This is a genomic window from Sphingomonas sp. BRN-1R (assembly GCF_057748035.1).
In genome coordinates this window covers 3,533,602-3,557,834 of sequence record NZ_CM173236.1, presented here as the reverse complement: position 1 = coordinate 3,557,834, position 24,233 = coordinate 3,533,602, and the positions used below count along the sequence as shown (strand labels likewise).

At 66.6% G+C, this 24,233-nt stretch carries 17 protein-coding genes; 10 read left to right on the top strand and 7 right to left on the bottom strand.

What is annotated here, in order from left to right:
- Positions 1 to 12 precede the first annotated feature (12 nt).
- From AC3ANX_RS16600 to AC3ANX_RS16580, 5 genes are read left to right on the top strand one after another with little or no spacing between them, the layout of a single operon-like run.
- A complete protein-coding gene (locus tag AC3ANX_RS16600) occupies positions 13 to 1,215 on the top strand; it encodes an exo-alpha-sialidase (RefSeq protein ID WP_488334340.1) in 1,203 nt (400 codons plus the stop codon).
- Positions 1,212 to 2,246, top strand: coding sequence for a glycoside hydrolase family 43 protein (locus AC3ANX_RS16595; RefSeq protein ID WP_488334339.1), 1,035 nt, complete (start codon positions 1,212 to 1,214; stop codon positions 2,244 to 2,246). Before AC3ANX_RS16600 ends, AC3ANX_RS16595 begins: the two co-directional genes overlap by 4 nt.
- Positions 2,247 to 2,274: 28 nt before the next feature.
- Entirely contained in the window at positions 2,275 to 5,637 is a 3,363-nt protein-coding gene (locus AC3ANX_RS16590; protein WP_488334338.1) for a glycosyl hydrolase, read from the top strand.
- A 2-nt stretch (positions 5,638 to 5,639) separates the two neighbouring features.
- Complete coding sequence (locus tag AC3ANX_RS16585) at positions 5,640 to 6,767, top strand: sialidase family protein (protein WP_488334337.1); 1,128 nt, start codon at positions 5,640 to 5,642, stop codon at positions 6,765 to 6,767.
- Positions 6,768 to 6,827: 60 nt separating this feature from the next.
- A complete protein-coding gene (locus tag AC3ANX_RS16580) occupies positions 6,828 to 7,361 on the top strand; it encodes a hypothetical protein (RefSeq protein ID WP_488334336.1) in 534 nt (177 codons plus the stop codon).
- Between the two features lie 353 nt (positions 7,362 to 7,714).
- Here AC3ANX_RS16580 and AC3ANX_RS16575 read toward each other — a convergent pair whose 3' ends face one another.
- Positions 7,715 to 7,897 carry a hypothetical protein gene (locus AC3ANX_RS16575; RefSeq protein ID WP_488334335.1) on the bottom strand — a complete coding sequence of 61 codons (183 nt, stop codon included), beginning with the start codon at positions 7,895 to 7,897 and terminating at the stop codon, positions 7,715 to 7,717.
- Positions 7,898 to 7,925: 28 nt separating this feature from the next.
- The gene (locus tag AC3ANX_RS16570; protein ID WP_488336978.1) at positions 7,926 to 8,135 is read right to left on the bottom strand and encodes a response regulator transcription factor; all 210 of its coding nucleotides are present in this window, start codon (positions 8,133 to 8,135) and stop codon (positions 7,926 to 7,928) included.
- 364 nt (positions 8,136 to 8,499) lie between these two features.
- On the opposite strand from AC3ANX_RS16570, the gene AC3ANX_RS16565 reads away from it, so the two are divergent.
- Together AC3ANX_RS16565 and AC3ANX_RS16560 are read left to right on the top strand one after the other, a co-directional pair.
- Positions 8,500 to 9,846: a GntT/GntP/DsdX family permease gene (locus tag AC3ANX_RS16565; RefSeq protein WP_488334334.1), complete on the top strand. Its 1,347-nt coding sequence runs from the start codon at positions 8,500 to 8,502 to the stop codon at positions 9,844 to 9,846.
- Positions 9,847 to 9,890: 44 nt separating this feature from the next.
- On the top strand, positions 9,891 to 10,577 hold the full coding sequence (locus tag AC3ANX_RS16560) for a FadR/GntR family transcriptional regulator (protein WP_488334333.1): 687 nt from the start codon (positions 9,891 to 9,893) through the stop codon (positions 10,575 to 10,577).
- A 4-nt stretch (positions 10,578 to 10,581) separates the two neighbouring features.
- Here the strand turns inward: AC3ANX_RS16560 and AC3ANX_RS16555 are convergent, their stop codons facing one another.
- Positions 10,582 to 11,472: an alpha/beta hydrolase gene (locus tag AC3ANX_RS16555; RefSeq protein WP_488334332.1), complete on the bottom strand. Its 891-nt coding sequence runs from the start codon at positions 11,470 to 11,472 to the stop codon at positions 10,582 to 10,584.
- A gap of 13 nt (positions 11,473 to 11,485) precedes the next feature.
- Positions 11,486 to 12,001, bottom strand: coding sequence for a gluconokinase (locus AC3ANX_RS16550; RefSeq protein ID WP_488334331.1), 516 nt, complete (start codon positions 11,999 to 12,001; stop codon positions 11,486 to 11,488).
- Between the two features lie 224 nt (positions 12,002 to 12,225).
- Here AC3ANX_RS16550 and AC3ANX_RS16545 point away from each other — a divergent pair, with 224 nt between their 5' ends.
- The 3 genes from AC3ANX_RS16545 to AC3ANX_RS16535 all read left to right on the top strand — a co-directional run bounded on the left by AC3ANX_RS16545 (position 12,226) and on the right by AC3ANX_RS16535 (position 21,445).
- Complete coding sequence (locus AC3ANX_RS16545; RefSeq protein ID WP_488334330.1) at positions 12,226 to 15,249, top strand: glycosyl hydrolase family 28-related protein; 3,024 nt, start codon at positions 12,226 to 12,228, stop codon at positions 15,247 to 15,249.
- A gap of 21 nt (positions 15,250 to 15,270) precedes the next feature.
- On the top strand, positions 15,271 to 18,285 hold the full coding sequence (locus AC3ANX_RS16540) for a TonB-dependent receptor domain-containing protein (protein ID WP_488334329.1): 3,015 nt from the start codon (positions 15,271 to 15,273) through the stop codon (positions 18,283 to 18,285).
- A 142-nt stretch (positions 18,286 to 18,427) separates the two neighbouring features.
- A complete protein-coding gene (locus tag AC3ANX_RS16535) occupies positions 18,428 to 21,445 on the top strand; it encodes a glycosyl hydrolase family 28-related protein (RefSeq protein WP_488334328.1) in 3,018 nt (1,005 codons plus the stop codon).
- A gap of 218 nt (positions 21,446 to 21,663) precedes the next feature.
- Here AC3ANX_RS16535 and AC3ANX_RS16530 read toward each other — a convergent pair whose 3' ends face one another.
- The 3 genes from AC3ANX_RS16530 to AC3ANX_RS16520 all read right to left on the bottom strand — a co-directional run bounded on the left by AC3ANX_RS16530 (position 21,664) and on the right by AC3ANX_RS16520 (position 24,222).
- Positions 21,664 to 21,825, bottom strand: coding sequence for a hypothetical protein (locus tag AC3ANX_RS16530; RefSeq protein WP_488334327.1), 162 nt, complete (start codon positions 21,823 to 21,825; stop codon positions 21,664 to 21,666).
- 350 nt (positions 21,826 to 22,175) lie between these two features.
- Positions 22,176 to 23,684, bottom strand: coding sequence for a CRTAC1 family protein (locus AC3ANX_RS16525; protein ID WP_488334326.1), 1,509 nt, complete (start codon positions 23,682 to 23,684; stop codon positions 22,176 to 22,178).
- Between the two features lie 67 nt (positions 23,685 to 23,751).
- The gene (locus AC3ANX_RS16520) at positions 23,752 to 24,222 is read right to left on the bottom strand and encodes a hypothetical protein (protein WP_488334325.1); all 471 of its coding nucleotides are present in this window, start codon (positions 24,220 to 24,222) and stop codon (positions 23,752 to 23,754) included.
- Positions 24,223 to 24,233 lie beyond the last annotated feature (11 nt).

The following is a 24,233-nucleotide window of genomic DNA, read 5'->3' as shown; positions in this document are numbered from 1 at the left end:
GCATTTGGCCTGATGGCCGCAAGCATGGCGGCGGGGGCGGCATCGCCGTCCCCGCCGGCGGGCAGCGCGGTATTCACGCCTGACCTTGCCAAACATCCCGATGAAACCGCCGGCTATCCCCGCGTCATCCGCCTCGAACATGCCGGACGCGAGAACGGCACACTGCTCGCCACGTTCGCGCATTCGGGCGTGCCGGGCGAAAAGGCGGCGCTGCCGATCTACCGGTCGAAGGACGGTGGGCGGAGCTGGTCGGCGCAGCCGATCGGCACGGTGCGCGACACGGTGCACGGCTGGGACATCGAAGCGCCTGCCTTGTTCGAGCTGCCGGTCGCGCAGGCGGATCTGCCCGCCGGCACGCTGTTCGCGGCGGGCACCGCCTGGAACCGCAAGGACTTCCGCCAGCAAGCGGTCGAGGTGTTCGTCAGCCGTGATGGTGGTGCCAACTGGACCTATCGGAGCAGTTGCGCGTCGGAGGCGATGCAGGTCAACAACGAAGGCCACGGCATCTGGGAGCCGTTCTTCGTCATCACCAAGGACGGCAGCCTGAACTGCTTCTTCTCGGACGAGCGGCCTTCGGCGGACGGCTACGCGCAGGTGATCGCGCATGTCCGCAGCACCGATGGCGGCGCGACCTGGGGACCGGAAATCTTCGATGTCGCGGTGCATGACGGTCTGGCGCGGCCGGGAATGCCGACCGTGCTGCGACTGCCCGACGGCCGCTACGCGATGAGTTTCGAGAATTGCCAGGCCGGCGCGGATGCGGACCATGTGTGCAGCGTCTATCTAAAAACGTCGCCCGACGGCCAGGACTGGACGCCGGTGAGCGGGCTCGGCACGGTCGTCGCCACCGCGAACGGCCACCGCCTGCTGCATACGCCGACGATCAGCTGGACGCCCTATGGCGGCGCGCAGGGGACGCTGATCGCCAGCGGCCAGCGCGTGGTGAGCGGGCCTGAGGGGCATGTCACGATCGAGCCGGAATCCGGGCGCGTGCTGATGACGAACACGACGCTTGGCGCTGGTGCGTGGCGCGAGATACCGGCGCCGCTCGTCATCGATCCGACCGGTGGCTATGCGCCCGGCGTCTCATCCTGTCCCGGCTATAGTTCGCAGACGATAACATCCGGTGCGGAGGTGTTGATGGTGGCTGGTACGGCGCTGTCCGGTAACCGATGCGAGGTCCGCGCCGGCGTCGCGCGGATCGGTGCGAAATGAGGGCGGCACTTCGCGCGCTGCTCGGCCTCGCCGCGGTCGTGGCGCTGGCGGGCGCGGGGGAGGCGTCGCGCTTCACCAACCCGCTGCTGTCCTCCGGCCCCGACCCCTGGATCGCGCGGGCGGGATCGCATTTCTACCTGATGACGACGCAGGGCGATCGCCTCGTCATCCGGACGGCGACCCGCCTGGGCGCGCTGCGTGATGCGGTGCCGCACACGGTGTGGACACCGCCCGCGCACGGACCGAATGCGATCTCGATATGGGCGCCGGAGTTGCACCGGATCGATGGTAAGTGGTTCATCTACTACACCGCCGCCGAGGACGGCCATGACGATGACGCGCATCGCGGCATCTTCGTGCTGGAGAACGACGCAGCCGATCCGCTGCAAGGCCGCTGGATCGACCGTGGGCAGTTGAAGACCGAACGCCACGGGATCGACGGCACCACGTTCGCCTACAAGGGGCAGCGCTATTTCGTCTATTCGCCTTATGTCGGATCGGAAAGCGATCTGGCGATGGTGCGGATGGCGAACCCCTGGACGCTGCAAGGCCTGGAGGTGGTGATCGCGCGTCCCGACCGGCCGTGGGAAGATCGTGGCGGGCGCAAGATCCTGGAAGGGCCGGAGTTCCTCCTCGGGCCAAAGGGCGATCTGTTCCTGACCTATTCGGCCGGGGCGTGCTGGTCCGACGATTATGCGCTCGGCCTGTTGCACGCGGCACCCGGCAGCGATCCGATGACGCCTGAGAACTGGCGCAAGGCGGACGATCCGGTGCTGAAGACATCGGTCGCCAACAGCGTGTACGCGACCGGCCACAACGGCTTCTTCACCTCGCCCGACGGCCGTGAGCAGTGGATCGTGTTCCACGCCAACCCCGGTCCGGACATGAAGTGCACGAGCCGGCGCGCGCCGCACGCCCAGCGCGTCGCCTTTGACGCTGCCGGCATGCCGGTGTTCGGCGAACCGATGAAGGCGAGCGACCCGATCCGCGAGCCGTCCGGCGAGGCCAGTGGCGGACAGGCGAGCCAATAGCGCCGATAGCGGTGTCGAAGGAACGGCCATGAAGATCACGACCGTGGCGATCACACTGTTCGGGCTGCTGGCAGCCACGTCGCCGGCAGCAGCCGGTCCGGTCGCGTCGCAACCCTCCTCGGACGATCTGCGGGCCGCCTTCCGCGATCCGCCGCTTTCGGCACGTCCGATGCTGTGGTGGCACTGGATGAACGGCAACATCACCGAAGACGGAATCCGCAAGGATCTCGCCTGGATGCAGCGCATCGGCATCAGCGGCATCCAGAATTTCGACGCGGCGCTCAGTTCGCCGCAGATCGTCGACAAGCGCATCCTCTACATGACACCGGAATGGAAGGCCGCGTTCCGCAGCGCCGTTGCACTCGCCGATGCCGCAGGCATGAGCTACGGCATCGCCGCATCGCCGGGCTGGAGCGAGACCGGCGGCCCGTGGGTCACGCCTGCGGACGGCATGAAGAAACTGGTGTGGAGCGTGACGGACGTGGCCGGCGGGAAGCGGTTCTCGGGCCGGCTGCCGGCACCGCCGCACGTGCGCGGACCGTATCAGGACATCGCGATCGCCGGTGATCCGGGCCACAGCGCGCCCGCGCCGCCTGACTATTACGCTGACGTCGCGTTGATCGCCTATCCGGTCGCGAGCTATCCCGAGCTACCGGCGCCGACCGTCTTCGTGTCGGGCTACGCGGTGGACGGGACGGTGCTGGCGGACGGCAAGGCAGCGACCAGCATGGCGATCCCGGCCGGAACCGCCGACCTGCCGACCAACGTCATGTTGCGCTACGATCGTCCGCAGACCGTCCGTTCGGCAACGCTGTTCATGCCGGGCGCGGCGATCCCGTTCGAGGCTGCGCCGTATGTGCCGGTGCTGGAGGCACGCATCGCGGGCAGATGGCAGGCGATTGCCACCGTATCAGTCAAGGCGGTGCCAACGACCGTCAGCTTCGCGCCAGTCACGGCCGATGCGTTCCGCATCGTTTTCGGGGCGAACCCACATGCGTTTCATCCGGTCGTTTCGGCAAACGCGCCGGGCATCGACATGCACATGAGTGATGTGCGTTCCGGCAACGTATCGCTCGCGACGTTCAGCCTTTCGGCCGAACCGGTGGTCGATCAGTTCGAGATGAAGGCCGGCCTCGCCGTGGCGGACGATTATTACGCGCTCAGCCCGACCGTGCCCGATCTTGCCGGCATCGACCCGAAGCGTGTCATCGACCTGACCGGAACGCTGTTGCCGGACGGAACGCTGCGCTGGACCCCGCCGCCGGGCCGCTGGCGCGTTCTGCGGATGGGCACGACCTTGCTTGGTACGACAAACCATCCCGCCACCGCCGAGGCGACCGGGCTTGAAGTCGACAAATACGATGCCGATGCGGTGTCGCGCTACATCACCACGTACCTCGGCATGTATCGGGAGGTGGTCGGTCCTCAGATGTTCGGCAAGCGCGGGCTGTCGACGTTCGTCACCGATAGCATCGAGTCCGGTGACGCGAACTGGACGCCCAAGATGCTCGCGCAGTTCCGCAGGTTGCGCGGTTATGATCCCATGCCGTTCCTGCCCGCGCTGACCGGCGCGATCGTCGGCTCGCGCGCGGCGAGCGACGCTTTCCTGTTCGATTACCGCCAGACGCTCGCCGACCTCATCACCAGCGAGCATTATGGCACAATCACGCGGATCGCACACGACGCGGGGCTGACCGTCTTCAGCGAGGCTCTGGAAACAGGGCGTCCGCAGATCGGCAACGATCTCGCCATGCGAAGCCATGCCGACATTCCAATGGCGGCGCTGTGGGCTTACGATCCCGCGCAGGGCGCGAACCCATCCTACATCGGCGACATGAAGGGCGCGGCGTCGGTCGCCCACTTCTACGGGCGCCACTTGGTGGCGGCGGAGTCGATGACGTCGGCCTGGGCACCCTATGCGTTTGCGCCATCCGACCTCAAGCGCGTCATCGACCTCGAGTTCGCCAGCGGCATCAACAAGCCGGTCATCCATAGTTCGGTTCACCAGCCCGTGGACGACAAGGTTCCAGGTCTGGCCCTCGCCGTGTTCGGCCAGACCTTCAACCGACACGAAAGCTGGGCCGAGCTGGCGCGACCGTGGATCGATTATATCGCCCGCAACAGCTTTATGCTGCGTCAGGGCCACAATGTCGCCGAGGTCGCGACCTTCATCGGCGAAGAGGCACCCGTCACCGCGATGTGGGAGCATCGCGGCATGGATGATGGCCCGACCCGCAACGCGTTCGATTATGTGAACCGAGACCAGCTCGTCGGCGAAATGCGGGTGGACGGTGGGACTATCGTATCGCCCGGCGGCGCCCGCTACAGGGCGCTGTATCTGTCGGGATCGAGCACGCACATGACCGTGCCGGTGCTTCGCGCGCTGAAGCGGCTGGCGAGCGAAGGCGCGACCATCATCGGCCGCGCGCCGATCGACACGCCGTCACACGCCGACACCTCGGACGCGTTCCGCGTACTTGTCGGCGAACTCTGGCCCGGCGCGCCTGTGACCCAGGTCGGGCGGGGGCGGGTGATCGCCGCATCGGACGTCGAGGCCGGGCTGGCGGCGGCGGGGATCGCCCCGGATTTCAGCTATTCCGAAGATCGGGCCGGCGCGCCGATCCTGTTCGTCCACCGCCGCACCGAGCGGGGCGACATATACTTCGTCAACAATCGTGCCGATCAGGACAGGCACGTCCGCGCCACCTTCCGCGTGACCGGCAAGCAGCCGGAACTCTGGCACCCGGAAACCGGAACGAGCGAGCCGCTGTCCTATGAAACGGCTGGTGAACAGACCATCGTCCCGCTCGATCTCGATGCGGGCGAGGCTGCGTTTGTGACGTTCGTCGAGCCAGCCAAGCCTGCACGGCGCGATGTCGTCAGGCCGACGCTGGCAATGCTCGCTACGCTTGACCGGCCCTGGACTGTCACGTTCCAGCCAAGACGTGGCGCTCCTGCCTCGATTGCGATGGCGCACCTGACACCGCTTCAGACGATGGCGGACCCCGGCGTCCGATATTTCTCCGGTGTCATGGAGTATAGCACGTCGTTCGATCTACCGCACGGGTTGAAGCCGGGCGCGCGCTTGTGGCTGGATCTGGGCGAGGTCGGCAATCTCGCCGAGGTGTCGATCAACGGCAAAAGCGTCGGCAGCGTCTGGCACGCGCCGTATCAGCTAGACATCGGCGCGGCAGTGCGGGCGGGGCGCAACGCGCTCCGCGTGAAGGTCGCCAACCTCTGGGTCAATCGCCTGATCGGTGATGCCAGAACCAAGCGACCGGACGCGGCTTTCACATCGGCACCGACCTATCTGGCGGATGCACCGCTTCGCGTGTCGGGGCTGGTCGGCCCGGTTCGACTGCGCGGCGAGGATACACGAAGAGGAGAGTGACAATGACGAAGCATGCACTGTGCCGAACATCCGGCACACTCCGAAAGACGATATTGGCGGCGCTGGCTGCACTTGCCCCGGTCGCGGCGAGTTCGGTCGCATCCGCACAGACCCAGCTCAGCGCCGACGACGCGCTGTACGCGCGCACGCGTCAGCTTGCCAACGGCGAGATCGTGGCGTCGGTCGTCGCCTTCACCGGCGGCAACCACATCGACATCTACGCGAGCAGCAACAGCGGTGCGTCCTTCGCGCGGGTGGGCGCCATCAACGACGCGGATTTCAGCACGGGCCTGTGTTGCGGCACGCTGTACCAGTTGCCGCGCGCGGTTGGTTCCTTGCCGGCCGGAACGCTGTTGTGGGCGGGGTCGGTCGGGCAGGACGCCGCCAACCGCCGCATGAAGATCAAGGTCTATCGCAGCGGAGACAACGGCCGGAGCTGGAGCTATGTCTCGGCGATCACTGCCACCAACACGGGTGGCCTCTGGGAGCCGGAGTTCTCGATCGCCGACGATGGCGCGCTGGTGATGATGTACTCGGACGAGACCAACAGCGCCTATAGCCAGCGGCTGGTCAAGACACGCAGCTACACCGGCACGACATGGCAGGATCTGAGCGACTTCGTCGCAAGTACCGTGCAGAGCGACCGGCCCGGCATGGCGGTGGTCTCCAGGTTGACCAACGGGATGCGCATGGCGACGTTCGAACTGTGCGGTCCGGCCGCCTGCACCGTCTTCTACAAAACCTCGACCGATGGCTGGAACTGGGGTGACAGTCACAACGTCGGCTCCGCGATCCGCCTGTCCGACGGGCGTTACTTCGCGCACGCGCCCTACAACACGGTGCTGCCGAACGGCGGCATTTTGGTGGTCGGGCAGGTGCTGATGAACGGTGACGGCAGCGTCGCCGCCGGCAACGGCACGACGCTGTTCAAGAGCGCGAGCGGTAATCCGGCCGGCCCCTGGACGACGATCGCCGCGCCGGTGGCGGTGCCCGGCGCATATGACAATTACTGCCCGAACTATTCGTCGCCGCTGCTGCCGGTCGCGAGCGGTAGCAGCGTGCTGGAGTTCGCCAGCCGTGTCCAGTCGAGCCACTGCATCATGTTCTATGGGCGCGGTTCGGTAAACTGAGCTTCGACGCCTGCCGGGCGGGGGTGATCTCGTCCGGCAGGACGCTCATGGAGGCCTTTCGTGAAATATGCTTTGGTGGCGGCGGCCGTGCTCGTCGCCTGCTGCGCGCTAATGTTGCGCGGCGCTCCGCAGACGGGCGCGCGCAAAGTGATCGTCGTGAACGGCGCGCCCGCGTCGACGAGCCTGCCAAGCGAACGCAGCGAGACACCAAGCTCAAACGCGCGGGTCGTCGATCGTTCGGCACGCGTGTCGACCGATCCGCGCCAACTTTATGCGTCGCTGCGCAGCGAGCCGCGCGATGCGGTGTGGGCGAGCAAGAGCGAAAGCTTTATCAGGACGACACTCGCCAATATGCCCGATCTCGGGCCGGATGCGCCGCTGGACGTGCGATGCGCGGCCACCCTTTGCGAAGCGAGCGGTGTCGCGGCGGCAGGCGCACCGCCCGACGCCTTGCAGCGCGTCTGGAACTCGGTGCGCGGCACGATCGACACTCCGCTGATCGCCGCGCACGGCTTGCGCCATGTGACCGCGATCTACGGCAGCGGCCACAGCATTCATGCCTTCACCATCTACTATCAGCGCAGCGCTGATTAGGCTGCTCGTTCTCGCCCGTTGGTACTCACCCCCGACACTCAGAGCTTGTCGGGAAAAGTCGCGATGATCGCATGATATTGTGCGCAGCTGATGCCAATCATCGAACCGTTGCCGTCAGGATTGAAAGTTCAGTACGCTTCTGACCGGGGCCGCGTAACCCAGAGGACACTCTGATGCGGTCTTGGGATCGGAGCCTGTACGCGCTACGTTGTGGCTAAAGCGCATTTATTTGAGTTGATACCGCGGAAGCTACCGATCTCGGCGGGCGCATCCACGGCTGTTTCGGCGGTGCGAGGCTGCCCGCACGGTGTCGCGACGGCGTAGCCGTCGTGACCTTTAGCTACACGCTCGTTCTAACGCTGCTGCTGCCAGTGCACTGCGCGAATTGCAGGAACGATGACGCGCAGCGCATTGCCGGGACCGACGATCGCATAGCCGAGCGGCCGGTCTGCCACCGCCGCATGTGCGAGCCCGTTCGATCCCGCGACCATCGCGGGAGCGGAGAGCAGAAGATGGCTCCGCCCCAGATCTAACAAGCTTCCCTGCCGTATGATCGTATTCGCTTCAGCGTGCGGCGATCTTTCGTCCCATGCCCATTGCTTCCGCCACGATCGCCACCTGAGTGCGGTTACGGACGTTGAGCTTACGCATCAGGATCGTCATGTGCGCTTTCACGGTCGCTTCCGCGATGCCGAGATCATAGGCGATCTGTTTATTGAGGCGGCCGGAATGCACGCCGTCGAGGACCTTGCGCTGCGTCGGCGTGAGATGCACGCCGTTCGGCTGCGCATCACGGTGTCCACCGCTGGACGGATCGTCTTCGGTAAGGCTCGCAATCACGTCACTCTCCCTGTGTTGCGCGGTACGGCGAGCGCGCCCCCTCGTGCCGCCGGCGTACGCCGATCTCAAACACGCGGCCGAATCGGCCTGTGGCAAGATTAGCGGGATTTGTTGGACAGACTCAAGCCTTCACATGGGCAATACGCCCGAAATTGGTTTTTTTTGTAGCGGTCGTCGCGATGCTGTCATACTGATTACGACGAAAGATGCTGCGGCGCCTGGTTGTGGGCGATCCTGCGGTGCGTTGGGGGAGAGCTGGAATGCGCATCGAAACGCGTCGAGCGAAGTGCTCCCGCCGATGATCGAGACCGACGTGCGGCTCATCGCCGCCGCGATCATCGGCATTGCCCTGTCGGTCGTTCTCGTGATCCGGGCGCGGCTGCATCCCTTTCTGGCGCTGCTGTGCGGCGCGTTCGTGGTCGGGCTGCTGTCGGGCATGCCGATTGCGGACACCGCCAAGGCGGTGCAGAAAGGGGTCGGCGATATCCTCGGCGGCACCGGGCTGGTGGTCGCGCTCGGGCTCGCGCTCGGGGCGATGCTGCAACTGTCGGACGGGGCGGGGGGGCTCGCTCGCGCGGCGCTGCGGGCTTCGGGAGGTGCCGGCGCGCCATTCGCCGCGCTGATCGCCGGGCTCGTCATCGGGCTGCCGCTGTTCTTCGAAACCGGGCTCGTCCTGCTGCTGCCGATCGTTGTCACCGCGGCGGCGGCGTTGCCGGGCGGCGGCAAAGGCGAAGAGGCGAAACTGTCGCTGATGCTGTGTGCGATCGCGGGGCTCGCGGTGGTGCACGCGCTGGTGCCGCCACATCCCGGACCGCTGCTCGCGGTCGATGCGCTGCACGCCAATCTCGCCCGCACGATCGGCTACGGGCTGCTGGTCGGCATCCCGACCGCGATCATCGCCGGGCCGATCTTGTCCAAAGTCACCGCGCGGGGCGTCCGGATCGCGCCGCCGGTGCTCGCGGCGGCGAAGCTCGACGTGGCTGAGCCGGGGGTCGGACGCGCGCTGATCGTCATCCTGATGCCGGTGGTGCTGATCGCGGCGGGGCAAATCGAGGCATTGCTGCCAAAATCGACGGCAGCGAGTTTCGCGTGGCTGGGCGTCGCCAGCAATCCCGTGTTGGCGTTGCTGATCGCCTGCCTCGCCGCGCTTCCGCTGCTGTTCGGCCGCCGCATGATCGACCGCGACGTGCAGGAGGCGGTGTGGGCCGAGGCGATGGCGCCGGCGGGGACGATCCTGCTCGCGATCGGCGCGGGCGGGGCGCTCAAGCAGGTGCTGGTGCAGGCCGGCATCTCCGATCTGCTCGCGCGGCTTGCCAGCCATGGTGCGCTGTCGCCGCTGCTGATCGCATGGGCGGTCGCGGCGGGAATCCGGCTGTCGATCGGCTCCGCAACCGTGGCGACGATCACCACTGCCGGGATCATGCCTGCGCTGGTTGCCAGTTCGGGCGTGTCGCCGGAATGGACCGTGCTGGCGATCGGTGCGGGGTCGGTATTCTTCAGCCATGTCAACGATCCGGGCTTCTGGCTGGTCAAGAGCTACCTCGGCACCGACATGTCGGGCACGTTCCGCACCTGGTCGCTGCTGGAGACGGCGGTGTCGGTGGTGGGGCTCGCCTTCATCCTCGTCGCCAGCCACTTCCTCTGAGCGGCGCGGTGCGCGATACGGCTTCGAGTTAACGAGGGCAAAGTATGAGCGAGCAACGACTGGCCGACAAAGCCTATTCGGGGATCGTCGAGATCATCAAGGCGGACGGGCTCGACGTCGGCGACCGGCTCCCGTCGGAGGCGCGACTGGCCGAACTGTTCGGCATCTCGCGCACGATGGTACGCGAGGCGTTGGTTCGGCTCGCGTCGGACGGCATCACCGAGGCGCGGCGCGGCGCGGGCTCGTTCGTCAAGAGCCGCCCCTCCGAGCGGCTGATGACCTATCTGCCAATGGCGGAGATGTCCTCCACGCTTGGCAGCTACGAAGTGCGCTTCGTGCTGGAGGCGGAGGCGGCGCGGCTGGCGGCGGCGCGGCGCTCGGCCGAGGAGATGGCGCAGATCCAGACTGCGCTCGACCGGCTGCGCGCGGCGTTGCTGTCGAACGCGCCCGCGCATGCCGAGGACATGGACCTGCACCGTGCGATCGTGGAAGCAACCGCAAACCCGGCGTTCGGCCTCGCGTTTGAGGCACTGTTTGGGGATATCGAGCGAGTGATGCGCGCCGGCGTCGACATCTCGCGCTCGCGTCCGCCACAGGCGATCGACGCGATGCTGCGCGAGCATGAGATGATCGTCGAGGCGATCCGCGTGCAGGATTGCGATGCCGCCGCGCTGGCGATGCGCTGGCACCTGTCCGAAGGGCGCAAGCGGCTGCTGCCGGGCGAGGTCTAGGGTTTCAGTAACTGCTTGGCGTCGCCTTCGCGCCGCCGCCGGGGTGCAGCCAGCCGCCATCGGCCAGCCAATCCGCGAGCCGGTCAGGCCAGTGCGCGAGGCTAAGACGCTCCGAATGCGCGGCGACGTTGAAGCCGTGATCGGTGTCGGCGAACAGGTGGAGTTCGGCCGAAACACCTGCGCTGCGCAACTGCTGATAAAGCGTGATGGTCGCCACCGCGCAGCATTGATCGAGCGTCCCCGCCGCGAGGAAGGCGGGCGGGGCGCTGGCGGCGGCGGTCGCGGGTATGCCGAGCGGACCGGGATAGATCAGCACCTGGAAATCGGGCCGGCCATCGGTACGATCGATCGCATCGGCATGCGCCACCGGCGGCGCGGGCGCATCGGCGACGAGCGACACCAGCTCGCCACCGGCGGAGAAGCCCATCAGCCCGATGCGGTGCGGATCGACACCGTAAGCGGCGGCATGCGCGCGGACCCAGCGCACCGCGCGGCGTGCATCGGCGGCGGCGTCTCTCGCGATATCGTACTGCGAGCCGAGTTCGCGCGCGAGGCGGTATTTAAGCACGAAGGTGGTGACGCCGAAGCGGTTGAGCGTGCGCGCGGGCAGCACCCCTTCGTTGACCCACACCAGCATGCGATGCCCGCCACCCGGCACCACGATGATCGCCGCGCCGTTGGCGTGGGCGGGATCGGCGCGAGACACGGTCAGCGAGGGTTGGTGGACGTTGTGGATATAGCTGTTCTCGACGATCTCCGGCTCGGCGCGGCGCGCTTCGGAGCCGGGCGCGCCCTGCGGCCACAGCGCGACCACCGGCGGCGCGGTCGGCGCCTGTGCGGCCGCCGCCATAGGAAGCGCCAGCAGGGTCACGATCCACGACAAATGCGCCTTCATGCGATCCTCCTTGTCAGACTGTCCCGGCAATCGGCCCGGCGAGCCATCCCAGCGTGATCTGTACGAGCCGTTCGGGCGCGGCGTCGCCATCGAGGATCAGCGCGCCTTCGTCTGCGCCGGGCCGCTCAAGCGTGGCGAGCTGGCTGTCCAGCAGGCTCGGCGGCATGAAATGTCCGGAGCGCGTGTGCATGCGGGCGCGTATCGTATCGGCGTCACCGTCGAGCAGCACGAAGTGCATCGGCGCCGCCACCCCGCTTGCCAGCCGGTCGCGGTAGGCGCGCTTCAGCGCCGAGCAAGCCGCCACCGCCACGCCGTGCGCCGTCACCTCCTCGGCGAGCGCCGCGCCGATCCGGTCGAGCCACGGCCAGCGATCCGCATCGCTGAGCGGGTGCCCCGCCTGCATCATCGCGACTGCGGCCGCCGAATGGAACGCGTCGCCTTCGAGGAACGCGCAGCCCAGCCGGGCGGCGAGCAGCGCGCCGAGCGTCGACTTGCCGCTGCCGCTCACGCCCATCACGATAATCGCCATCGGCGCGATCCGACCGGGACTGGCTGGCGATATCAACGATCTTCCCCGCACTTCTTGCCCGGCGCCACGGGCGTTCGCCGCCAGACCGGCGGCTCGCAGAAGCATATCGGCCGCGGCGCGCCCAGCGGGAACTACGACCTTGGTCGCGGATGCCCGCGCGGATTTTGGGTCGTATTCCAGCAGGATCGACGCCTGGCGGAAGACAGGGGCGACGGGAGGACGCGATGAAAACGGCTTGGCTGATGACTGCGGCGGCGCTGGTGAGCACGCCCCAGCTCGCGATCGCCGCTCCCGCCCGATCGGTGTACGCCAGCGCCCCTAACGATCCTCATGCCGTCACCGTCCGAGCGGTCGGCGATGGACGCGCCGACGACACCGCCGCATTTCAGGCCGCGATAGACGCCGCACCCGACAAGACCGGCCACGGCATCGTCTTCCTGCCCTCGGGCCGCTACCGGCTCAGCCGCACCGTGCTGGTACCGGCGGGCGTGCGCATTTTTGGCGTCGGCAAGACGCGGCCGGTGCTGGTGCTCGGCGACACCACGCCGGGCTTCCAGTCGGGCCTCGCAACGCTGATCGTGTTCACCGGCAGCGACCAATATCAGGTCGGCAAGGTGCCCGTGCCGGTGCCCGGAATCGTCCCCGCCGGCAAGGTGGTGCGCGACGCCAATTCGGGCACCTTCTACTCGGCTATGTCGAACGTCGACATCGAACTCGGCCAGGGCAACCCCGCCGCCGCGGCGGTCCGCTTCCGGCTCGCCCAGCATGGGTTCCTCAGCCACATGTCCTTCCGGCTCGGGTCCGGGTTCGCCGGCGTCTATCAGGCCGGCAACGAGATGGAGGACGTGCATTTCGAGGGCGGCCGCTACGGCATCGTCAGCGAGAAGACCTCGCCCGCGTGGCAGTTCACGCTGATCGATTCCAGCTTCGACGGGCAGCGCGACGCCGCGATCCGCGAGCATGAGGTCGACCTCACCCTCGTCAACGTCGCGATCCGCAACACGCCGGTCGGCATCGACATCGACGAAGGCTATAGCGACTCCCTGTGGGGCAAGGACGTGCGCTTCGAGAACGTATCGAAGGCAGGCGTCATCATCTCGAGCGAGACCAGCCCGTTCACGCAGATCGGTTTCGACAACGCCGTTGCGCGCGGCACGCCGGTATTCGCCCGCTTTCGCGAGAGCGGGAAGACGGTCGCGGGTACGGGCGAAAGCTACCGCGTCGCGAGCTTCAGCCACGGCTTCGCGGTGCCGGCGCTCGGGCAGATGGGTGCGACCGCCACCACCAGCAGCATCACGCCGCTCGGTACGCTCCCTAAGCCGCGCTCCCCCGCGATCCGCCCGTTGCCGCCGGTCGCCGAATGGGCCGACGTGCGCACGCTCGGCGCGACCGGCGACGGGCAGGCGGACGATACCGCCGCGCTCCAGCGTGCGATCGACACGCGCCGCGTGCTGTATTTTCCCGCCGGCTTCTACATGGTACGCGGCACGCTCAACCTGCGGCCCGACACCGTCCTGCTCGGGCTGCATCCGGCGATCACGCAGCTCGTCATCCCCGATAACAATCCCGGCCATGCCGGCGTCGGTACGGTCGCGCCGATCCTCGCCGCGCCTTTGGGCGGGCGCAACATCGTCTCGGGGCTGGGGCTGTTCACCGGACGGGTGAATCCGCGTGCCAGCGCGATCCTGTGGAAGGCCGGCGCGGAGTCGCTGATCGATGACGTCAAGATCATGGGCGGCGGCGGTACGCCCACCGCGGACGGCAAGCCGCTCAACACGCTGACCGGGCACAGCGGCGATCCCGTCGCCGACAACCGGCTCGACGCGCAATATCCGAGTATCTGGGTCGCCGACGGCGGCGGCGGCACCTTCGCGGCAATCTGGTCGCCCAACACGTTCGCGCAAGCCGGTTTCTACGTGTCGAACACCAAGACGCCGAGCCATGTCTACGAACTGTCCAACGAACATCACGTCCGCAACGAGATCGTGCTGGACGGCGTGGAGAATTGGGAGTTCCTCGCGCCCCAGACCGAACAGGAAGTGCCCGAGGGCATGGACGCGGTATCGTTCGAAATCCGCAACTCGCGAAACATCCTGCTCGCCAATTATCATTCCTACCGCGTGACGCGCACGTTCCATCCGGGGGCGAGCGCGGTGAAGCTGTTCAACTCCACCGACATTCGCTTCCGCAACGTCCATGTGAACGCAGAAAGCGGTTTCGCGAGCTGTGAGGCGGCGGGCTGCGGCACCTATCTGCGCGCCAGCAAGTTCCCGTTCGAGAACGCGATCCAGGACAAGACGCACCACCTCGAAATGCGCGAGCGCGAGTTCGCCGCGCTCGACGTGCCGGCGAACCCTGCGCCCGTCGCACCGGCCACGCTGGCCGGTGCCGGGCCGGTGCGGAAGCTCGAAAGCGGCTTCTGGTCGATCTCGGGCGGCGCGGTCGATGCCGCCGGCGCGCTCTACTTCGTCGAGCATCGCTTTCAGCGCATCTACCGCTGGACCACCGCGCGCGGTCTCGAAGTGGTGCGCGACAATGCGCTCGATCCGGTGAACCTTGCGGTGGACCGGTCGGGGCATTTGCTCGTGCTGTCGTCGCTCGGCGCGCAGGGCACGGTTTACAGTTTCGATCCCGACGCGCCGCATCAGGCGCTGACGGTAATCGCGCCGACGCCGGTCGCGCGCGCGGCGGCAACGACGCTGCTGCCGGTCAACTGGTGGAACAACGGTGAGTTTCGCGATCAGTACGATCCCGCCACGGACCATTTCACCACCTTGGCGGAGATGTTCGCGCGCGACGCGGGCACCGCCAAGCCGCTCGAATATCGCTCGCCCGACGGCAGTCTCGCGCTGCCGGCGTTCCCGGTCTGGCAGCAGGGCCCGGCAGACCATATCGGCTGGCGCTTCTCCGACACGCTCGACGCGTATGGCTTTACCGGCGCGCAGGTCGGGGAGCGCGTGCTGGTGAGCAACGAATCCGAAGCGCGCACCTATTCCGTTACGGTGGGCGCGGGCGGTGCGCTCAGCGATCTCAAGGTTTTCGCCGAGCGCGGCGGCGAGAGCGTCGCGCGTGATGCGCAAGGCCGCGTGTTCATCGCGAACGGGCAGGTGTTCGCCTACGACGCGGCCGGAACGCCGCTCGGCCGGATTGATGTGCCCGAGCGTCCGCTCCAGCTGCTGCTCGGTGGTGCGGACAAGCGGACGCTGTTCATCCTGACGCATCATTCGCTCTACGCGGTGCAACTCTAGAACAAAATGGGGAGGTTCGAGATGGTTGGACTTGGGGAAACACGCGGGCGGTTGCTCGCATCGGCCGGCGCGGCGCTCGCGATCGGTCTCGCGCTGCCCGCGCAGGCGCAACAGACGACGGCGGACGCGCCACCGGCGACGCTCGCCGAACCCGCGCCGCAGGATGCTCCCGCCGATGGCGGGAAAGACATCGTCGTTACCGGCTCGCGCATCACGACGGGTGGCTTCACCGCGCCCACGCCGACGACGATGATCGGTGCGGCCGATATCGCGCGCAACGCCGAGCCGAACGTCTTCACCACCATCGCGCAATTGCCCTCGCTGCAAGGATCGAGCGGCGTGACCACCGGCACCAACAGCACGTCGAGCGGGCAGCAGGGCCTCAGTTCCTTCTCGCTGCGCGGGCTCGGCACGATCCGCACGCTGACCTTGCTCGACGGGCAGCGCGTGGTCGGCGCCAACGTAACCGGCGTGCCCGATATCAGCCTGTTCCCGCAATTGCTCATCAAGCGCGTCGATGTTGTCACCGGTGGCGCGTCCGCCTCCTACGGTTCGGACGCGGTCGGCGGCGTGGTCAACTTCATCACCGACAAGCATTTCGAGGGCTTCAAGGCGAACATCGCGGGCGGCATCACCACCTATGGCGACAACAAACAGTATCTTTTCCAGGCGGCGGCAGGGCGGTCGTTTTTCAACGACCGGCTGCATGTCGAGGTGAGCGGCGAGCACGACCATGAGGACGGCGTGCCCGCCGGCGGCTTCGGCGAAGCCGCGCCCGGCGGCCGCCGCTGGTATCGCACCACCACCTTCGTCAATCGCGGCGTCACCAACGATGGATCGCCGCAATATCTCGTGCGCGATCACGCGCAGGCGTATCAATATACCAAGTACGGGCTCATCACCGCCGGGCCGCTGCAAGGCACCGCGTTCGACGTGAGCGGCACACCGTTCCAGTTCAACTATGGTTCGGGCGGGCTGCCGTCGCGCAACGCCGCCGGCACCGTGTCGGGCTGCTTCACCTCGGGCGGCTTCTGCCTCGGCGGCGATCTTTCGGGGAACGTCGGTATCGGCACGACTCTGCAATCCCGGCTCGATCGCTACAACGGCTATGGCCGGATCGGCTTCGACCTTAACGCCGACAATGAGATCTACGCGACCGTCAACATTGCGCAGGTCGATACGATGAACCAGCCCAACCCAGGTGCGACCAAATCCGGGCTGACGTTGCAATGTTCGAACCCGTTCGTGCCCGCCTCGATCGTGGCGGCGTGCGGTAGGGCGGGGATTACCCAGTTCCAGTTCGGCACCAGCAACGGCGAGCTGCCAGAGAATATCTCGGTCTATCCCTCGCGCAAACAATATCGCTTCGTCGGCGGGGCGGCGGGCAAGCTCCAGGTATTTGGTTCGAGCTGGAGCTACGACGTCTCCTACGAGCATGGCGAGAACATCACCGACATCCACGTCCGCAACATCACGCTCACGCCGCGTTACAATGCCGCGATCCAGGCGATCAGCCTCGGCGGGCAGATCGTCTGCGCCGATCCGGTCGCGCGGGCGAACGGGTGCGTGCCGATCAACATCATCGGCGGCACCGCGCCGAGTGCCGCCGCGCTCAACTATGTCGAGCCTGCCAACGGCCCGTTCCAGCACACTCGCCAGACACAGGACGCGGTGAGCGCGAGCTTCAGCGGCTCGCCGCTGTCGCTGTGGGCGGGGCCGGTGTCGCTCGCGGCCGGCGCGGAATATCGCAACGAATTCTACCATGTCGTGGGCGATCCCTATGGCAACGGCGTGTCGGACGAGAGCCCGTACAGCGAGGCATATCCGGCCGATCCGCTGCTCTCGACCAACGGCGCGAACTGGTATGCCGGTAACTACCACAACGGCCGGGGCAGCTACCATGTCGCGGAGGGTTTCCTCGAACTGAACGTGCCGTTCCTGAAGTCGGACGCGCTCGGCAGCGCCAACCTCAACGTCGCGGGCCGCGTGACACACTACAGCACCTCGGGTACGGTCTATACGTGGAAGATCGGCGGCACCTGGGACACGCCGATCGACGGCGTGCGGTTGCGTGCGGTCACCTCGCGTGACGTGCGTGCGCCGAACCTGTCCGAACTGTTCGCCGCGCCGATCACGACGACGGTGCCGAACTTCACCAATCCCGATCCCAATCGCGGGCCTGGCGTTCCCTCGACGCTGACCATTCTGCAAAACGCGATCGGCAATCCTGACCTGAAGCCCGAAATCGCGCGCAACACTACGGCGGGAATTACCCTGTCGCGGCCGCACTGGCTCCCCGGTTTCAGCGCGTCGTTCGATTATTATCGGATCAAAGTATCGGGCGTCATCTCGACGCTCGGCGCGCAGCAGGAGGTGAACCTCTGCTACAGCGGCATCACCACCTTGTGCAGCGCGTTTAACCTGACGCCGGCCAGCGGCACCGCCTTCGTCAACCTTCAGGCGTTCAACCTCGCGTCGATCTTCACCGACGGCTTCGACATCGAGGCGAGCTACCAGATGGAGGCGAGCACGATCGGCTTGCCGGGCCGCTTCGTGCTGCGTGGGCTGGCCACCAATGTGAAGAACTTCATTACCGATCCCGGCGTGCCCGGCACCATTCCGATTCAGAGCGCGGGCGTCAACGCCGGTAACACGCCCTCTTGGAAGCTGTTGCTGACCGAGGCGTGGAACACCGACCGGTTCAGCTTCAACATCCAGCAGCGCTGGTTCAGCGACGGCGTGTATGCGCGCGAATATGTCGTATGCAGCACCGGCACCTGCCCGACCGGGCGCAGCGCGATCGAGAACACCCAGCATCCCACCATCGACAACAATTCGATGCCGGGCGCCTTCTATCTCGACATCGGCGGGTCGTTCAACATCACGCCCAAGGTGAACGCCTATTTCAAGATCGACAATCTGCTCGATCGCGATCCCACACCGTCGCCGCAGACCAACACCGGCATCGACATCAACCAGGCGCTCTACGATACGCTCGGGCGACTGTTCCGGGTTGGCGTGCGCTACAACTTCTAAACGCTTAGAGTCCCCAGTGTCGCGGCCGGTGGCCGCGGCTCCCTCGTCCCGACCGCAAGGTCGGGACCTTTTCTTCAGATGACGTCCCGGCCTAACGGTCGGGACGCTTTCGTGTCGCCGATCCCGTTCGAGGAGTGCTCGCATGCTCAGGTCCGCCCTTGCCCTCGCCCTGCTCGCGGCGCCCGGCGTGGCCGCCGCCGGCCCATCCGTGTTGCAGACCGCGCCCGACGATGCGCGCGCGGTGACGGTCGCCGGGCGTGGCGACGGGCGCGCGGACGACAGCGCAGCGCTGCAACGCGCGATCGATGCCGCGGCGTCGAAGGGCGGGGGCGGCATCGTGTTCGTGCCCTCGGGGCGTTACCGGATCACGCGGACGATCTTCGTGTGGCCGGGCGTGCGCGTGTTCGGCGTCGGCGCAACGCGGCCGGTGATTACGCTCGGCGATGCGACCCCCGGCTTTCAGCGCGGCATCGCCAACATGCTGATCTTCGCCGGGGCCAAGCGTGGCGAGGCGAAGCGGGTGCCGTTCCCGCCCCCCGGCAGCGTGCCGTTCGACCCGCAGATCGCCGACGCCAATCCCGGCACCTTCTACTCCGCGCTCAGCAACGTGGATTTCGCGATCGGCAGCGGCAATCCGGCCGCGACCGCAATCCGCTTCCATGCCGCGCAACATGCCTATCTCAGCCATATCCATTTCGATCTCGGCTCTGGCCTCGCCGGCATCTATCAGGTTGCGAACCTCGCGAGCGATCTGCACTTCCGGGGCGGCCGCTACGGCATCCTCGCCGAAGGCACCTCGCCCGCGTGGCAGTTCAGCCTGCTTGATTCGACCTTCGAGGGGCAGCGCGATGCCGCGATCCGCGAGCATCAGGCCGGGCTGACCCTGGTCAACGTGGCGTTCCGCGACGTACCCGTAGGGATCGACATCGATCCGGGCTACAATGATTGGCTGTGGGGCAAGAACGTCCGCTTCGATCGGGTCGCGCAGGCGGGCGTGGTCATCTCCAACGAGGCGAGCGCCTACACGCAGATCGGCTTCGAGAACGCGGTCGCCACCGCAACACCGGTGTTCGCGCGGCTCCGCGACAGCGGCACGGTCGTGGCGGGGAAGGGCGCGAGCTACCGCGTCAGCGCGTTCAGCCACGGCCTCGCGGTTCCGTCGCCCGGCGCGATAGGCAAGATCAGGACGGTGATGACCGCCGCACCACTGGCCGGCGCAGCACCCGTCGCCACCCCCGCGCTGCCCACGCTGCCCGCGACCGACCAGTGGACTAACGTGCGCACGCTCGGCGCGAAGGGCGACAACACCAGCGACGACACCGCCGCGCTGCAACGCGCGATCGACACGCACCGCGTTCTGTACTTCCCCGCTGGCCGCTACGTTGTGCGCGATACGCTGCGCCTCAAGCCCGATACGGTGCTGATCGGCCTCCACCCCAGCCTCACCCAGATCGTGCTGCCGGACGGGACCGCCGGTTATCAGGGCGTCGGCGCGGCCAAGGCGGTGATCCGCTCGGCCGATGGCGGCGCGGCGATCGTCTCCGGGCTCGGCATCGCCACCGGCGGCATCAACCCGCGCGCGACCGGGCTGATGTGGACCGCAGGGGCGGGCTCGCTGGTAGAGGACGTCAAATTCCAGGGCGGACACGGCACCGATCTGCCAGACGGCACGCGCTTCGACCCTTACAACGCCAACCACACCGGCGATCCCGATCCCGCCAAACGCTGGGACGCGCAATATCCGAGCCTGTGGGTGACGCGCGGCGGCGGCGGCACCTTCTCGAACATCTGGACGCCGAGCACCTATGCGCAGGCCGGCATGTACGTGTCCGACACGGAGACGCCGGGGCACGTCTATCAGCTTTCCAGCGAACACCATGTCCGCACCGAGATCGCGCTCGCCCGCGTCGCGCACTGGGAGTTGCTCGCGCCGCAAACCGAGGAGGAGGCGGGCGAAAGCCAAGACACGGTATCGCTGGAAATCCGCGACTCGCACGACATCCTCGTCGCCAATTACCATGCCTATCGCGTCACCCGCTCGATCAAGCCGGCGGAGAGCGCGGTGCGGCTCTACACCTCGGCCGACATCCGCTTCCGCAACGTGCATGTGAATGCCGAAAGCGGCATCGGCATGTGTGACGAGGAAGGGTGCGCCACCTATCTGCGCGCCAGCAAATTCCCCTACAGCGATGCCATCCAGGACGTCACGCATGGCCTCGCCGTCCGCGAGCGTGAGTTCGCGACGCTCGACGTGCCCGCCTCACCCGCGGCGGTAACGCCCGCCAGCTACCCGGCGGGCGCGAAGCTGGAGAAGCTGGCCGAGGGCTTTTACGCGATCTCGGGTGCGGCGGTCGCGCCCGACGGCACGCTCTACTTCGTCGATCATCACCAGCAGCGCATCTATGGCTGGTCGGACGCGCGCAAGCTCACGATCGTCCAGCAGAGCCCGCTCGATCCGGTAAACCTCGCGGTGACGCGATCCGGCGATCTGATGGTGCTGTCTTCGGACGGGCACGCCGGCAGCGTGTACAGCTTCAGGCCCGGCGCGCCCGACGACACGATCACCGCGATCACGCCCAGCGACGGTGCCGCACCGGCGGGTGCGCGGACAGTGCTGCCGGTCAACTACTGGGTGAACGGCGAGTTCAAGGACCAGATCGATCCGCAGAGCTTACGTTTCACCACCCTTGCCGAGATGTTCGCGCGCGACATGGCGGTGCCCAAGCCACGCCACTATGTCTCGCCCGACGGCAGCCTGGTGCTGCCGGCGTACCGCGCGATCCGGCAAGGGCCGACCGACTTTCGCGGCTGGCGCTTCTCCGATCCTCTCGACGCCTACGGCTTCGTCGCGGCGACACCGGGCGAGCGTGTGTTCGTCAGCAACGAATCCGAGGACAAGACCTATAGCGGCCTCGTCGGGCAGCACGGGGAAATCTCCGACCTGCGCCCGTTTGCGAATCGCGGCGGCGAGAGCGTCGCGGTCGGCGCAGACGGACGCGTGTACATCGCCAACGGGCAGGTGTTCGTGCTCGACGCGGGCGGCCGCCAGATCGGCCGGATCGACGTGGCCGAACGGCCGCTGCAGCTGGTGTTCGGCGGCGCGGACAAGCGATCGTTATTCATCCTGACGCATCACGCCCTCTATCGCGTCCGGGTTTGAACGACGACGTGTGCATCGGATGACCCGGTCGGCCGCGCAGCATCGCCAGCAGTAGCAGCCCGACGGTGCGAGAAGAGACACGACGATCGCCATCGCCGCGACGCGGAAAACCTGCGATGTTGACGCGCCAACCGAGCGTGTCTGCCGTCCAGATCCAAAAACAGCCGGCGCGCATTCGGCACCGGCGCTCACCGCGTCAAACAGCCGGACTGGGCAATTTACGCGCCGCTCACTTCGGCCAGCGCCTTCGTGATCATGGCCGCGAGCGTCTCCTCAGCACGTGCGCGCGCTGCCGGTTCCCTCGAGACCAGATCGTGGCGGATCCACTCGGGCGCGCGGGCAATGGTAGCGATGATCGCTGTTCGAGGGGCATCATTCATTACAGAGCTATGCGGTCAGATGTGCGTGTATGGCAACAGTGCAGGCGGCCCGTCCGCGCTCTGTCCGGTTCAACATCGCAGCAGCGCGCGCAGCGCAGAACTGCTTCCGCAGATCGAACGATCCGTACGCGCAAAGGTCAAAGCGCCCTCGGCTCGCATTGCCCGCGCGGCACCAGGCGACGCGAGCGGTCGATCAGGGATTTTCGGATCTGTCGCGGCCGCCGCTGCCCCGGTTGCGGCTTGGAAGCAACGCTTGAGCCGTTCGCCAGCTTCATGCACCCGACATCAGCGATCCCGCCAAGCGGGCCGGCGGGCGATCAGCCTACCGTCGACGACCGGACGACCGGAGTCTAGATCCGATTGCGCTTGATGATCACGGTCGCGCCCCGCATCTTGCGCGGATCTACGCCAGCGACACGCTGTGTGGTTCGTCCGTTAGCGCCCATGAACGTGACTTCGACTGTCACCGGGGCGAGCTTCGCCAAGCCGAAATGCACCGGCTGCTCGTTCTCAACGCCGTAGCCGCCGCCGGTCGACACCTCCGCTGCGCTCAGCACCTTGCCCGCTGCGTCGTACAGTCGCACTTCGGCACCCTGCTGGGTGTACCGAGCCTGTGCGTCCAGCACGAGCACGTTCAGGCTCCGCTGCGCCGCTGCCTTGGAAAGATCGTTATGGAAGAGAAAATGTCCGCCCACCGGACTGTAGCCGCGCGTGATCGAGAGATCGAGCCCGCCGTCGCCGTCGTAATCGACCCACTCCACGCCGTGGTCGCCCGCGCTGAGAAGGTCGCCGGACTTGAGCACGTTCACGAAGCCTTTGCCCTCCAGATTATGAAACAGCGCGTCGGCGGGCTGCTGTTTTCCTGCCTCGCCGTGGTAGGACATTACCATCAGGTCGATGTAGCCGTCGTTGTCGTAATCGCCCCACGATGCCCCGACCGCATGGTTCTCGACGCCGACACCCATGTGGTCGGCGACGTTGGTGAAGGTGCCATCGCCATTGTTGTGCCACAGGACATTGTGCCCGTAGTTCGGCACGAAGATGTCGAGATTGCCGTCGTTGTCGTAGTCGCCGACCGCGCAGCCGACGCCGCCTTCGTCCTTGGTGCGGCCCGTCATGGCCATGCCGAGCGCGGGCGCGACGTCTGTGAAGCCCTTGCCATGATCGTTGCGCCACAACGCATCGGTCTTGCCGGATTGGTTCGCGAGGAACAGATCAGGCCAGCCGTCCTTGTTGTAATCCAGCCAGCACGCGCCGACCGTGGAACGCGCATCGGTCGGGCCGGTGCCGGGAAAGGCATTGACGAAGGTGCCGCGATCGTTGCGGTACAGCCGGTTCGCGCCGATCCGGTCGGTTGCATACAGGTCAAGATCGCCGTCATTGTCATAGTCGATCCAGTTGTTCTGCCGCGACGAGCGACCGGGAATCGTCAGCCCGACCTGCGGCGCGACATCGACGAAACGCTTGCCGGCCAGATTGTGGAACACCATGCTCGGGCTATCGGGCATGGAGGAGCCGACGAACAGGTCGGGATAGCCATCGCCGTCATAGTCGCCCCAGCTCAGCCCGCGAGCTTCCTGCTTGGGGGCCGCGCGCGGCAGGCCGCTCTCGGCGCCGATGTCCACCAGCGTGCCGCGATCATTGCGGTAAAGCCGAATCTCGCCGCTTTTGAGCGAAACGGCAAGATCGAGATCGCCGTCTCGATCAAAGTCGGCCCAGGCATTGGAGAGCGATCCGGCGACGTGGAACAGCTCGGGCTGGCGTTCCGAGAAGGGCGGCGGGGCTTGGGCGGCGGGTTCGCCCGCGATCGCGATCTGGTGCAGACCGACCAGCGCCGCCGCCATTGCCCCCACGCTCATCCGCTTTGCCATGCGCTTCGTTGCCGCCCGCATATCATTCCCGATCCCGTGCTTCAGAATGTCGCGTTCACTTGACGCGCTCGAACCATTCCTGAAAAGCTTTGGACTTGCCGTCAGGCGCCTTGCCGACGCCCCAACGCACCAGCGACTTGCCGTCTTTCGAAAATTCCCAGTATTGTCCGACGATGACGTCGCCGTCCTTCTGCTCGAGCACCTGATAGGTGTTCGGCCCGAGCGTCTTGATGCGGATCTGGTTGAAGCGGGCGTTGTCGTTGAGCGGCCCGACCTGATCGTCGAGGGTCGCGACGAAGTCGTTCTTGTAGGGCGGTTTGCCCTTCACCGTGTCGTTCAGCGCATGATATTCGAGTTTGTTGGGGCTGAACTTCAGGTCGATCGTCAGGCTGAACCCCTTGGGGAACTCACCATTGCTCCAGAAGCTTTTCGATTCGACCGAATGGTAGGTGCCGCTGTGATCCGCCGCGACAGCCGGAGCGGCGACGATCGTTGCGAGCAGGGCAGCGAAGATTTTTGCTTTCATTGGCTGGTCCT